Annotated in this window: 12 protein-coding genes; 6 read left to right on the top strand and 6 right to left on the bottom strand. The window is 58.3% G+C overall.

What is annotated here, in order from left to right; translation table 11 throughout:
* Positions 1-67 precede the first annotated feature (67 nt).
* Positions 68-835: an aspartate/glutamate racemase family protein gene (locus AC221Y_RS03970; protein WP_486706814.1), complete on the bottom strand. Its 768-nt coding sequence runs from the start codon at positions 833-835 to the stop codon at positions 68-70.
* Between the two features lie 82 nt (positions 836-917).
* Between AC221Y_RS03970 and AC221Y_RS03965 the strand changes: the two genes are divergently transcribed.
* Genes AC221Y_RS03965 through AC221Y_RS03950 form a run of 4 tightly spaced genes read left to right on the top strand, consistent with a single transcriptional unit; the run spans position 918 to position 5,338 of the window.
* Entirely contained in the window at positions 918-2,264 is a 1,347-nt protein-coding gene (locus AC221Y_RS03965) for an MmgE/PrpD family protein (RefSeq protein ID WP_299756363.1), read from the top strand.
* Positions 2,265-2,288: 24 nt separating this feature from the next.
* Positions 2,289-3,227, top strand: coding sequence for an N-carbamoyl-D-amino-acid hydrolase (locus AC221Y_RS03960; protein ID WP_299756365.1), 939 nt, complete (start codon positions 2,289-2,291; stop codon positions 3,225-3,227).
* 3 nt (positions 3,228-3,230) lie between these two features.
* Complete coding sequence (hydA, locus tag AC221Y_RS03955) at positions 3,231-4,679, top strand: dihydropyrimidinase (protein ID WP_299756367.1); 1,449 nt, start codon at positions 3,231-3,233, stop codon at positions 4,677-4,679.
* Entirely contained in the window at positions 4,676-5,338 is a 663-nt protein-coding gene (locus tag AC221Y_RS03950) for an aspartate/glutamate racemase family protein (RefSeq protein WP_299756369.1), read from the top strand. The genes hydA and AC221Y_RS03950 overlap by 4 nt, the downstream gene beginning before the upstream one ends.
* Here AC221Y_RS03950 and AC221Y_RS03945 read toward each other — a convergent pair.
* Genes AC221Y_RS03945 through AC221Y_RS03930 form a run of 4 tightly spaced genes read right to left on the bottom strand, consistent with a single transcriptional unit; the run spans position 5,323 to position 8,598 of the window.
* On the bottom strand, positions 5,323-6,204 hold the full coding sequence (locus AC221Y_RS03945; protein WP_486706813.1) for an isocitrate lyase/PEP mutase family protein: 882 nt from the start codon (positions 6,202-6,204) through the stop codon (positions 5,323-5,325). The two genes, AC221Y_RS03950 and AC221Y_RS03945, sit on opposite strands and share 16 nt — an antisense overlap.
* Positions 6,201-6,893, bottom strand: coding sequence for a GntR family transcriptional regulator (locus AC221Y_RS03940; protein ID WP_299756372.1), 693 nt, complete (start codon positions 6,891-6,893; stop codon positions 6,201-6,203). Before AC221Y_RS03940 ends, AC221Y_RS03945 begins: the two co-directional genes overlap by 4 nt.
* A complete protein-coding gene (locus AC221Y_RS03935; RefSeq protein ID WP_299756374.1) occupies positions 6,890-7,795 on the bottom strand; it encodes a polysaccharide deacetylase family protein in 906 nt (301 codons plus the stop codon). Before AC221Y_RS03935 ends, AC221Y_RS03940 begins: the two co-directional genes overlap by 4 nt.
* On the bottom strand, positions 7,792-8,598 hold the full coding sequence (locus tag AC221Y_RS03930) for a polysaccharide deacetylase family protein (RefSeq protein ID WP_299756376.1): 807 nt from the start codon (positions 8,596-8,598) through the stop codon (positions 7,792-7,794). Before AC221Y_RS03930 ends, AC221Y_RS03935 begins: the two co-directional genes overlap by 4 nt.
* A 101-nt stretch (positions 8,599-8,699) precedes the next feature.
* Between AC221Y_RS03930 and AC221Y_RS03925 the strand changes: the two genes are divergently transcribed.
* On the top strand, positions 8,700-10,085 hold the full coding sequence (locus AC221Y_RS03925; protein ID WP_299756378.1) for a dihydroorotase: 1,386 nt from the start codon (positions 8,700-8,702) through the stop codon (positions 10,083-10,085).
* 7 nt (positions 10,086-10,092) lie between these two features.
* Here AC221Y_RS03925 and AC221Y_RS03920 read toward each other — a convergent pair whose 3' ends face one another.
* Positions 10,093-11,463: a nitroreductase family protein gene (locus tag AC221Y_RS03920; RefSeq protein WP_299756380.1), complete on the bottom strand. Its 1,371-nt coding sequence runs from the start codon at positions 11,461-11,463 to the stop codon at positions 10,093-10,095.
* 253 nt (positions 11,464-11,716) lie between these two features.
* Between AC221Y_RS03920 and dctP the strand changes: the two genes are divergently transcribed.
* Positions 11,717-12,692: TRAP transporter substrate-binding protein DctP (gene dctP / locus AC221Y_RS03915; RefSeq protein ID WP_486706812.1), on the top strand; the 976-nt coding region annotated here is incomplete at its 3' end.

The raw sequence follows: 12,692 nt of genomic DNA, 5'->3' as shown, positions 1-12,692 counted from the left end.
CAGAAACGATTTCTGCTTCATACATGCGCCTAATGATATAACTATATATCATTAGGGCAAGGTTAGATTATGAATTTTCGTGGTCTTCGGCGGCATCCAGCATAGCGTGGATGACGTCTCGGCGCGGTGCGAGTGTATTGGGATAGGCGGCGCGGCTGTGTGTTAGCCCAAGGCCGAGAACGGTTTCGGCCAGCTTGTAGGTGAGCGGTCCGGGGTTCACGACCGGGACTGGCAAACGCTCGGCCAGATAAGCGTGCGATTGGTGCATTGTGGTTGAACCCAGCAAAATCACATCAGCGCCGTCATCTTCGATGCAGCGCCGAGCAACGGCCTCGAGTGCCGGGAACACATCACTTTCCTTTCCTGCCATCAGGGCTTGGTTGTCAGGGGTCGCATCGATCCAGCGCACGGACGCGCAATGCTTCTCTACTCCAAGTTCGGTCATGGTCTTGCGGTAGAGATGCTGCCAATGGGGCCACATCGCGACGATCGAGAACTTGTGGCCCAGCATCATCGCCATGAGCACCGATGCACGCCCCGGCCCGATCACCGGGATCGACAGCTCGGAGCGCAATCCAGCCATCCCGCTATCAGACATCGTATCGATACACACAGCATCAAAGCCGCGCGCTTCGGCTTCCAGTCCTGCCTCAAGGGCTCCGAACTCGGCGAGTGCCATATCGGAGGCGCTGACATAGTTGCGAGGGGCAACGCGGACGGACTCAAAGACAAACTCTATGCCCGGACCAAGCTCAACGGATTGAAGTTGCGCCCGGCGTTGATCGCGGTTCTCTTCGCTCATGGGGAAAGGGACAATCACCAGAACCCTTTTCATGACTGTCTCCTAATTGCTTGCAGGTCCGCTCAATGCGCGCCTAGTCTGACAAGCAATCAGGAAATCAAAGGCAGGGCAAGCGATGGACAGTCTTGGATATGTAGCGGCCTTCGCAGCGCAGACCGAGACCTCACAGATTTCACCTGAGGTGAGCGCGCGCACCGCTCTGATCCTTGCCGATTGCATTGGGGCGATTGTGGGAGGTGCGGCAGAGCCAGATGTGGCCGCCCTCGCCGCGCGCCAGCACGGCAGCGGTCCGGCCTTGCTGATCGGCACGTCTCAGACACGGCCAGCCGGTGCTGCGGCACTTTTGAATGGCACCGCTGGTACGACGCTGGAAATGGACGAGGGCAACCAGTTTTGCAAAGGCCATCCCGGAATGCACACGGCACCCGCGGCATTGGCCGCAGCATCGGCGCGCGCCGATGTCAGTGGCGCTGATTTGCTGGCAGCAATTGCCATCGGCTATGACGTGGGTGCGCGGGTTGGGATCGCGACGCAATTGCGCCCCTCGATGCATCCCCACGGCACATGGGGCGCGATCTGTGCGGCCACCGCCGTAGCGCGCCTGCAAAATGCGCCAGCAGATCAGATGCGCCATGCCATCAGCCTTTCGGCAAGTCTCGGGCTATCCACATCCCGGCGCACAATGCTAGAAGGTGGGACGGTGCGAAACGTCTTTGCTGGCGTGTCGGGTCAGATGGGCGTGCTCGCCGGTGATATGATCGCATCAGGCTATACGGGTGATCACGACGGAGTAGCGCAGGTCTTTGGACATGTGGTATCCGACAGGTTTGATGCGGCGGCGTTCTCAGACGGTTTGGGGGAGCGTTGGGAGGTCAGCCGCAACTACTTCAAAATGCACTCGTGCTGTCGCTACAATCACGCGGCACTAGATGCGCTGGCAACGTTGCGCGCGGCATCTGCAGGGCTGGATCACTCGGCTGTTGAGAGTGTCTTGGTCGAAACTTATTCGCTCGCAGTCGAACTGGATGACCCGGCCCCGAAGAACGTCCTGGCGGGAAAATTTTCCGTGCCGTTTGCGATGGCTTCTGCACTGGTCAACGGCTCAACCGGGGTGGATAGCTTCACCATGAAGAATGTCGAGGACCCTAGGATCTTAGATCTGGCTCAACGCGTCAAGGTGGTCGAAGACGTGGCGATGACCGCACGTCTGCCCCATAAGCGCCCTGCTCGTATTACACTGACGATGAAGTCTGGACAGGTATTGCAAGCGGCTACCGAGACCAACCGAGGCGACTGGTCTGACCCATTCCCAGCCGTCGAGATACGCGAGAAATACCTGTCGCTCGCAACGAGACTTTGGCGCGAGGATGCTGCTATCCGCATATGGGACATGGTCATAGAAATTGGCGCAGCCCCTTCCCTTGAGCCCCTATTTACTGAAATGGCGCGCGCGTCCCGCTAACCTACTTTATAAAGGTAATTTGTCATGAGAGAGATCGTCATTGGTGCGGCCCAAATGGGTCCCATTCAACGCGCGGACACCCGCGAAGAGGTCGTGGCTCGGATGATCGCGCTGCTCGATCAGGCGCATATGGCAGGCTGCACTCTGGTGGTTTTTCCGGAGCTTTGCCTCACCACCTTCTTTCCGCGCTGGTACTTCGAAGACCAAGCCGAGGTAGACACTTGGTTCGAGCCAGAAATGCCCAATGCCGAGACCCAACCCTTGTTTGAGCGCGCGTGCGAACACGGCATCGCAATCTCAATTGGTTACGGAGAATTGACCCCGGATGGGCACCATTTCAACACCCAAATCCTAACGGATACACAGGCCAATATTATTGGCAAATATCGCAAGATTCACTTGCCCGGGCATGATGAGTTTGACTCCCAGCGCAGCTTTCAGCATCTCGAAAAGCGCTATTTCGAACCCGGGGATCTGGGTTTTCCGGTGTTTCGCAACATGGACGCATGGATGGGCATGTTGATCTGCAACGACCGCCGCTGGCCTGAGGCGTACCGCGAGATGGGATTGCAGGGCGTCGAGCTGGTCGTACTGGGGTACAACACGCCCTCAGGAAACTCCCAAAATGCGGGTGAAACAGCCGAGATGCGCGGGTTTCATTCTGACCTATCGGTACAAGCAGGCGCTTACCAAAACTCCGCCTGGGTCGTGGCTGTGGCCAAGGCTGGCAACGAGGATGGTCATCCTCTGAATGGCGGCAGCGTTATCGTGTCTCCAGACGGTGTCATCATGCAAAAGGCGCAAACCGACGGCGACGAGCTGCTGGTGCAAGCCTGCGATATGGATGCCACGAAATTTGGCAAAGCTTCGGTGTTTGATTTCAAACGTCATCGCCGGATTGAGCATTACAAACGGATCGCAAGCCAAACAGGCGTGGTCTACCCCGATGGGACGAAAGGATAATTCATGGCGCATGATCTTGCGATCCGGGGTGGGCTACTGGCCACTGCAACCGAGACCTATCGCGCCGATATCGGCATCCGTGACGGGCGCATCGTCACCATATCCGAGGCGATCACAGACGCCGAGGATGTGATCAACGCCACCGACCGCATTGTAATGCCCGGCGGGATAGAGGCCCACTGCCATATCGCCCAAGAAAGCGGAATGGGTGTCATGACCTCGGATGACTACGAGAGCGGATCAATCTCGGCGGCCTTTGGCGGAAACTCCAGTTTTATACCCTTTGCCGCGCAGAAAAAGGGCCAAAGCCTTACCAACACGATGCAAACCTATGACGCACGCGCGGTGCCAAAATCTGTTCTGGATTGGTCATACCACCTGATTCTGACCGACCCGACGAAGGCGGTTTTGGCCGAGTTACCGGAGGTTTTTGCCAAGGGTGTTACCTCGTTCAAGGTATTCATGACCTACGCGACTCGCGTATCAGACGCGCAATTTCTTGATATTTTATCGGTTGCAGGCAAACACGGCGCGCTGACTATGGTGCATGCCGAGAACCACGACATGTTAGACTGGATGGCGCGCAGATTGGTTGATGGCGGCAATGTTGCGCCACGGTATCACGCCCCCTCGCGTCCCGGATTGGCAGAAGAAGAAGCGATCAACCGCGCGATCTCGCTGGCCCGATTGGCCGAAGCGCCACTGTTTATTGTCCATGTTTCGACGCCTGCAGGCGCAGAGCTTGTGGCAAATGCGCGGGCCAAGGGCGGTCAAGTTTGGGCCGAGACTTGCCCGCAATATTTGTTTTTGACCCGCGAGGACATCGACAAACCGGGGATGAACGGTGCAAAGTTTATTTGCTCGCCACCTTTGCGCGACGCGCCAACCCAAGCTGCGTTATGGCAGCATGTGCAGGCTGGATCATTGTCGCTTGTGTCGTCAGATCACGCGCCTTACCGCTATGATGATTCTGGGAAATTTAGTGCAGGGCGTGATGTGAACTTCCGCGAAATTGCCAATGGTATGCCCGGAATTGAGATGCGTTTGCCATTGTTGTTCTCTGAAGGCGTCGGCAAAGGTCGGATCAGCCTCAATCAGTTTGTCGCGCTGGCATCAACCAATGCTGCAATGATCTACGGGATGATGCCGCGCAAGGGCACCCTGTCTGTTGGCGCGGATGCCGATATCGCGATTTGGGATCCAAATGAAACGCGCGTTGCCGGTGAGATGCATGACGCGATGGATTATAATCCGTTCGCGGGGATCGAGGTGACGGGCTGGCCTGTAACGGTTCTGGGACGCGGTCGGCGCATCGTGGAAAACGGCAAATTGATTGCAGAGCCTGGCTCAGGCCAGTTTATCAAACGCGCGCCCCTTGATCTGACCGGGCACCCCGGACAGCCCGTGCCGGAGCTTGATCCTGCCCAGAATTTCGGAGCGAACTTGTCATGAGTGGTCCAGTCCTTGTGATCAATCCAAATTCCAATCCGGCCGTAACGGCAGGTCTTGATGCCGCCATGGCGCCGTTTCGAATTGCAGGTGGCCCACCAATCGAGTGCCTGACGTTGGCTAAAGGCCCGTTCGGGATTGAAAGCCAAGCCGATAGCGATGCTGCGGTCTCGCCCCTACTGGAGGTTATACGGGCACGCGCGGATGCTACAGCGGTCGTGATTGCTTGTTACTCCGATCCCGGCCTTGATGCGGCGCGCGAGGCAACATCGGCCCCGGTGTTCGGCATGCAAGAAAGTGGATTTCTGACCGCAATGGCGCGAGGCGATCGAATTGGAGTGATCGCCATCTCCGAAGGCTCCATTTTGCGGCATCGAAAATACCTGCGCCGGATGGGTGTATTGGATCGAATGGTAGCCGAGCGGCCCCTCAACATGTCTGTAGCCGAAACCGCGTCTGGCTCAGGGACGTTTGCGCGGCTTCAGTCTGTATCAGAGGTTTTGGTGCGCGAGGACCATGCGGATGTCATCGTGTTGGGCTGTGCGGGGCTGTCGGCTCATCGCAGAAGTTTGGAGGCCGCTTTGGGACATCCGGTTGTCGATCCGACCCAAGCCGCCGTTGCGATGGCACTTGGTACCGTTATGGTTCAGTCGAGCTTGTAGTGCGCCTCAAGCGCGTCGTAGCGGTCCTTGCCCACAAGGCGTTGGCGTTCGGAGAAGTCCGCGAGTTTATCGATCACACCACCGACGTCGCCCTCGGCCTTAAGCGCGCCCAGAACCTCGCTCATCGCGCGCATCGCTGCTTGCAGAGGCGTGTTTGCATAGAGCACTATCGAGAAGCCAAGCTCGGCCAGTTCGGCCTGCGGCGTCAGAGGGGTTTTGCCTCCAACCACCATATTGGCAACCTGTGGCACACTGAGCCGTCCCGTGATCACCCGCATTTCTTCGATTGATGTCGGGGCCTCGACGAAGGTCATGTCGGCGCCAGCTTCGATGAACGCTTCAGCGCGGTCGAGTGCGGCCTCAAGCCCCTGCACGGCGCGTGCATCTGTGCGTGCGATAATTAGCGTATTGGGGTCTTCGCGCGCATCGACTGCTGCTTTAACCTTAGAGACGGCCTCAACCAGCGGGATGACAGCTTTTCCCGCGAAGTGCCCGCATTTCTTGGGGAAAACCTGATCCTCGATTTGCATCGCAGCGGCCCCGGCGCGTTCGATCATGCGCACGGTGCGCTGGGTGTTGATAGCATTGCCAAATCCAGTGTCGATATCAACGATCAATGGAAGATCTGTTATCTCGGAGATGGCCGAAACGGTGCTGGCAAGCTCGGTCAGAGTGATCAATCCGATATCGGGCACCCCAAGGTAGGTGTTCGCGATCCCTGCCCCGGTGACATAAACTGCATCGAACCCTTGGTCCGCGATCACGCGCGCGGTCAAGGCGTTGCCTGCACCCGGCAAGATCATGGCATCACGACGCTCCATTCGGGCGCGAAAACCTTTGCGGCGATCGGCTAATGTGTCTGTCATTGGCGCAACTCCTCATCCGTCACCCAGTCTTCGACTGCGGACCTGCTACTGCGCAAATGAGCGCGCATCGCGGCTTCGGCCGCATCTGGATCGTGCGCCCGCAAGGCGGCTACGATACATTTGTGTTCTTCGAGTGCTTCGGCCGGACGGCCCGGACGCATCGAAAGGCGGTGGCGGTATAGGCGAAGCAGCGAGTAAAGCTCACCCGCTAGCATGCCCGACAGCCGCGCATTGCCGCAGGCGGCAAGTATCACCTGATGGAAATCGCCGTCGCCGGGCTCCTGAAAATAACCGCGCCCTGCCCGCATTGCGTCCGCCTTTTCATGCGTCGCCAACATGTCTTCAAGCCGCACAAGATCTGTCTCGCCCATATTCTGGCTGGCGAGACGGCAAGCCATGCCTTCAAGGCTTTCGCGGACTTGGAGTAGGTCCAGCAGATCATCTTTTGACAGCGACACCACCCGCGCGCCCTGATTGGAGATCCGCGTGACCAGCTTACGCCCTTCGAGCTGACCAATGGCCTCGCGCAGCGGCCCGCGCGAAATCCCGAACCGGCGCGCCAGACCGCTTTCGCTGAGCCGCTCACCGGGGCCCAATTCACCTTCCATAATCGCCTTCTCGAGCCGTTCGAGCGCGAGGCCGGAAAGATTCTGCGCAACAAGGCGCTCTGATCCGTTTGTACCGCTCAAGACTCTTCCTCCGCTGGCCGCTGTGACCTGAAATGCGTCGCTATCTGGCCCACGCTTGTGGACCATACCCCGTCAATCTGCGCGACTCGCCGCAATCCATCGTCGAGGTAGCGAATACGATGGGGCATTCCGAAAAGCCATGGATGTAGCCCAATGACCGCTACCCGCCCTTTCTCGCCTGCCAAAACTTGAACCGCTTCTTCCAACATTCCCGACCAGCGCGGCGTGGGAACGCGCCGGTGCCACAGGCATTCCACATCATCAAGCTCTGACATTTGCGGCACGGAGATCATCGCAGGCGTTGTCGACATCCAGTAGGGCTGATCGTCGTTGGGCCAATGGGCGATCCACTCGATCCCCGCGCGCGCCAAAAGGGCAGCAGAGCGCGTGCTTTCGCTAAAATCCTGTGCAATCCAGCCTTTAGGGCGTGTGCCGGTGGCGCTCTGAAGCGTATCAAGACAGGTCTCGATCAAAGCGGTCTCTTCAGTCTCGGGCATGCGCGAGGTGACCATCGCATCAGCGAAATCGCCATGAGCTACGATCTCCCAGCCTCGAAACAGCGCTTCTTCGATCAAGACCGGATACCGCTGGGCGGCGGATGCATTGACTGCAAGAGTGGCCGTCAGTTCGTATTTGTCGAGGGTTTCGAAGAGCCGGAAAATTCCGATCCGGTTGCCGTATTCACGCCAGGTATGCGTGCGGTAGTCGGGCTGGAATTTACCGTAGGGGTCGCGAAAGCGAGGATCGGCGTACCCGTCTGCTGTTGCCTCAACAGGCCAATGTTCAAGATAGACCACAGGCGCGAATGCCACGCCGGCAGCGTTCGGCCAATCGAGGGGTGCGCGTCCCGACACGCTCCGATAGGGATAAAGCGCGTGGTCCATGCCTGCTGAAGTGGTCATAGGGCCTCACTCCACTGATCCGACAGATACCAATCGGCAATCTCGGCACCGGTTGCCATCCAGACCTTGTCATGACTGACCACATGGCGCAGCGCTCGTTCCAGCGCGCGAATGCGGTGCGGCTGACCCATAATGTAGGGATGCAACGCGATGCAGACCACGCGGCCATGATCCGCGCCCTCGCGCCAAAGCGTATCGAAGTGATCAATCACCATCTGGGCGAAATCATCGGCCTCAAAATGGTGCCGCCAGACCATCGCGTCGTTGATATCCATTTGGTACGGCAAGGTGATGAGCTGGCCTGAGCGTACATTCATCTGTGTTGGCTGATCGTCGTGATACCAGTCGCAATAATAGCTGATCCCAGCTTCGGCTACGAGATCCGGTGTGTTCTTGGTCCAAGTGGCAGCAGGAGAGAACCAACCGCGCAACATGCGTCCCGTCAGTGTCCGGTAAATCTCGACGCATTGGCCAATCGCTTCGCGTTCGGCCTGCTCAGGCATCTCCCAATGATAGCGAGTGTTATAAAGGCCATGGGCCATGACATCCCAACCGCGCGCTTCTGAGGCTTCAAATATCTCGGGGTAGTGCAGCCAGTTGGCTAAATTGAGCGACAGCGTCAGGGGAATGCCCAGATCATCGGTCACCTCTGCTATGCGCCAAAGCCCAACCCGATTGCCAAAATCGCGCAAGCCGTAACCCAACACATCAGGGTGCGGGGTGCGTGGCCATGCGTCGCGGCCTCCGGTGGCTGGGGGCAGGTATTCGTAGTGCTCTACGTTGGGCACAACCCAGACTGCCACGCGGGCGCCATTCGGCCAAGTTAGTCGTGGCCTGTCGGTAATGGGTTGATAAGGCACACGCTCTGAGGTCATGGTGCGGCCGTGTTCGAAGGAGATGAAACATGGCGCACCAAGCGGATCTTGCCCTCAGAGGCGGCGTTGCTTTCCTGCCCGGATTGGGTCTTCAGCAGGCCGATATCTTGATCACGGATGGCGCGATTGCTGCCATTGCAGCGCCCGGCGCGGGTGAGGCGCGCGAGATAGTCGATGTCACTGGTCTGACGGTTCTGCCCGGTGCTGTAGACGCACATATTCATTTGGGTCATGGCATGGACATCGCCCGCCCGCGTGTGCCCGAGGATGCTAAGAGCGAAACTGGTGCGGCGGCCATTGGCGGTGTGACGAGCTTCATCTCGTTTGTCATGAGCCCCGAGCCCTATAGCCCTGTTTTCGATGAGCTTTGCCGGATCACTGAAGCGGGTGCTCGGGTTGATTTCAGCTTTCATTTCGTGATCGCAACCGAGGATCAGTTGGCTGAATTGCCCGACCTGATCAAGCGCGGCGCACCGAGTGCAAAGCTGTTCATGAACATTCGGGGCAATGAGGGTGTGCGGCTTGGATTGCCGGGCACGGATGATGGGTTTTTGTTCCGCTTGCTGGAAGTGCTGGCGGCCAACAATGGACTCCTGTGCCCGCATCCGGAGAATATCGAAGTGGCTTGGGTTTTGCGCGACCGCGTAACGGCCGCAGACCCCGACGGCATTGGCGGATTGGCGACGTGGAACGACACGCGCCCGCCCTTTGTTGAGGCAGATGCCCTTTCGCGCGCCACCTACTTTGGCCGGATCACTGGAGCACCCGTGCATGCTGTGCACACCTCGTCTGGAGAGGCGCTCGATGCGGCATTGCGCCAGCGCGCGGCCGGCTCGGACGTGTGCATCGAGACCTGCATCCACTACCTGACCCACGACGTCACAAGCGCCATAGGCCCGATCGGCAAGGTCAACCCGCCGCTGCGGACCCCCGAGGATCGCGAAGCACTTTGGGCTGCGATTGGGCGCGGAGACATCGACACGATTGCGACCGATCACATCCATCGCCCGATCAGCTGCAAAGAGGGCGGCATTTGGAAGGCGCAACCGGGCTTTCCCGGTCTCGACGCGTTCCTGCCGGCCATTTTGACCTACGGGCACGACAAGCGCGGCCTGCCTTTGGACAAACTCATTCCATTGGTCAGCGAGAACCCTGCCCGCCGTATGGGTTTGAACACCAAAGGCGCGCTGCGCCCGGGTGCGGACGCAGATATCGCGGTGGTCGATTTGAACGCTGACTGGGTAGTCGGCAAGGATAACCTTGGGACCGACGCGGGCTATTCTATCTATGAGGGCGAACGCATGAGTGCGCGGGTCGTCCATACGATGACGCGCGGACGATTTGCCTTGCGCGACGGCGCGCTCCAAGCCGATGCGGTGGGAACTGGGCGGTTTGTGGTCCGCGAGATCACGTAAGGCGTGCTCAGACACGGCGGCCCCGCACGGCATAGAGCCGCCCTTGGTGGCAAGCGTCGCCCGTCAACAGGGTGGCGTCGCCAGTAGCCTCGGCACCGATGCCGCATTCCTCAACGATCTCGAACCGCGCGGCGATCCAAGCGGCAACGTCGCGTGCGGCCAGCGGTGTGAACGGGCCTTGGTTGGGGATTTGGGCCTTTGACTCTGTCTCCAGCCAAAGCGCGCCATAGGCGGAACTTATGTTGCGCGTGCTTGCGATGATCGTGCCGCCGGGTGCCAGCACACGTGCCGCTTCGTCCAAGAACGCGGCCGGGTCCGGCATGTGTTCGAGCACTTGAGGCAATACCACCAAATCAATCGAGCCATCTGCGTAAGCAAGCTTGCCGTTTGGCATCAAATCGAATGTGACGTGGGCGAGGTTGTTCCCCTCACGGCGCAGTCGTTCTTCGATGAAGCTGAGATTGTTTGGCGAAAGCTCGGCCACTGAGAGGCGCACATCAGGTCCAAGCCGGTCCAAAAGCACGGTTGTCGTTGTCCCGCCCCATGGCATGATCTCGACGACGCGCGCGCCGGGTTTCACCTCCCCCAGCAATCCATGCTCGGCCTCAAGCGCATCGCCTTGCCTGCGCGACACATAAACCCCCGCTAATGGAGATTTTGCCCAAACCGAGTAACCGCGAAAATCGCCAATCTGATCCCAGCTCCATTCCGTAGGGTTCCACTGGGCGAATGGATTGGAATCGTTTCTAATTTCCCAAAACGGATAGGTATCTGCCTGTTTGACCGGGTAGAGGCTTGCGGCTGGACGTTCGAATCGCTCCCACGAGAAAATCTCGGAAACGGGTCTGCGCGGTGCCTTCATTTTGGGCGCTGTGCTTTTTGCTCGACCAATAGCGAGCGCTCCGATCACATCGAAGGTCTGGGGCAAACCGATCATTTCGCGCAAAGCTGCCTGATCGCCGATGCCTGCATTCCAGATGCATTGGAACCCGCGCAAATGCGCCGACAGCATCATGTGATAGCATGCCCCCGCAACCGACTGCACGATGGAGAAGTTGCCATGGGTCCAGCCCTTCTGGAAGCACAGATAAATCAGGGCGGAGCATTCGGCAAAGTGGTGGTTCCCACCGGAAATATCACGCGCGCGCTCTTTGCGGACCGGATCGGCCACAATAATAAAGTGCCAGTTTTGCTGATTGCACGAAGAAGGCGCTTCAACGCCGTCGCGAACGATATCTTCGAGGGTTTCTGGCGCGATCATGGAGCTGTCAAAGTCGCGGCACGACGCGCGCATTGCCAACTTATCGAGTAGGTCTCGCACCTCGGCGGCAGGGGCTTGCGGCTTGGCCGCACGGGCATCTTGGCGCAAATTGGTCAAAATCAAATCCCCCCAAACTAAATGTCATCGTTGACAAGTCTTCGTCAGGTTCGCAAAACTGTCAACAGTTGACCGATTGGGTATGGGAGAGTTCTAATCACTGGAAAACAATATTTTCCGGACGATGTCCTTAACCATCAGAGGAAAGGATTTTTTCTATTGCAGAAATATTTGCCACCTCTGTACCGATCAGGTTTTCAATGAAAACAAACCGACCGCCCGGAACGGGCGGCAGATAACTAGGGAGACGTTCATGTTTAACCGTTTTACCAGCATCGTCGGCGCAGCGATCCTTGCCGCGGGCGCTGCGAGTGCGCAGGATGTGACCTTACGCTGGGGTCACTATCTGGGAGACTCGGCTTTCCTTCAGGCCGAGAAGGACTTTGCAGAGGCAGTCACAGCCCGGACAGAAGGTCGCGTGACCATCGAGATCACTTACGCGGGCGGCCTTGGAGCCGGCAACGAGGTGATGACACTTGCAGGCCGTGGCGCCATTGACATGGCCTCTGTCGTGCCGGGCTACTACGCCGATCAACTGCTCTTCTGGCGCGCCTATCAGATCCCCTTCGTCTTTGAGAGCCCACGTCAGGCGATGGAAATTTCAGCCGCCGCGTTTCAGGACCTGCCCTACTTTCAAGAAGAATTGTCGAAGTTCGGCGTCAAATTTTTATTCCACCAACCTCTGGGCGGTTACTACCTGACCGGTTCGGACGAGAACTGTGACAGCGTGGCGAACCTATCGGGCAAAAAGATCCGCTCGTTTGGTGCCGATATCCCTAAAGCGCACGAAGCAGTTGGTGCCGTGCCAGTTTCGGTTGGTGTGGGCGAAGTCTACGAGGCTCTTCAAAGCGGTTCTCTTGATTATTCGTTTCTAAACCGCGGCAACATCCTGTCCAATCGCCTCTTCGAACCAGGCCCGTACAGCTGCGGTCCGGTCATGGCCATCACTGGCCACCTGATCGTTGTAAACGAAGACGTATGGGACTCTCTCTCAGCTGAAGATCAGGCGATCATGCAGGAAGAGGCCACTAAGGCTGGCCAAGCCTATATTGGCAACATCGAAGCTGCCGAAGAAGCAGCAGGCGCGGCAATCGTCGAAGCCGGGGGCACGATCAAGCCTTTCCCAACTGAAGAACTGGCAAAGTGGAAAGACGCAGCTCCTGATCTTCTCCAGAACTGGGTCGATGACATGGCCTCTCGCGGAATGGGCGATGAGGCCACTGAAGTAG

It is taken from the genome of Boseongicola sp. (genome assembly GCF_057460485.1).
This window is presented reverse-complemented; position numbering and strand designations above follow the sequence as displayed.

Excerpts from the sequence above, each read along its gene's own strand:
- AC221Y_RS03945 (WP_486706813.1), bottom strand. The coding sequence starts at position 6,204 with ATGACAGACACATTAGCCGATCGCCGCAAAGGTTTTCGCGCCCGAATG.
- AC221Y_RS03960 (WP_299756365.1), top strand. The coding sequence starts at position 2,289 with ATGAGAGAGATCGTCATTGGTGCGGCCCAAATGGGTCCCATTCAACGC.
- hydA (WP_299756367.1), top strand. The coding sequence starts at position 3,231 with ATGGCGCATGATCTTGCGATCCGGGGTGGGCTACTGGCCACTGCAACC.
- AC221Y_RS03925 (WP_299756378.1), top strand. The coding sequence starts at position 8,700 with ATGGCGCACCAAGCGGATCTTGCCCTCAGAGGCGGCGTTGCTTTCCTG.
- AC221Y_RS03970 (WP_486706814.1), bottom strand. The coding sequence starts at position 835 with ATGAAAAGGGTTCTGGTGATTGTCCCTTTCCCCATGAGCGAAGAGAAC.
- AC221Y_RS03965 (WP_299756363.1), top strand. The coding sequence starts at position 918 with ATGGACAGTCTTGGATATGTAGCGGCCTTCGCAGCGCAGACCGAGACC.
- AC221Y_RS03950 (WP_299756369.1), top strand. The coding sequence starts at position 4,676 with ATGAGTGGTCCAGTCCTTGTGATCAATCCAAATTCCAATCCGGCCGTA.
- AC221Y_RS03935 (WP_299756374.1), bottom strand. The coding sequence starts at position 7,795 with ATGACCACTTCAGCAGGCATGGACCACGCGCTTTATCCCTATCGGAGC.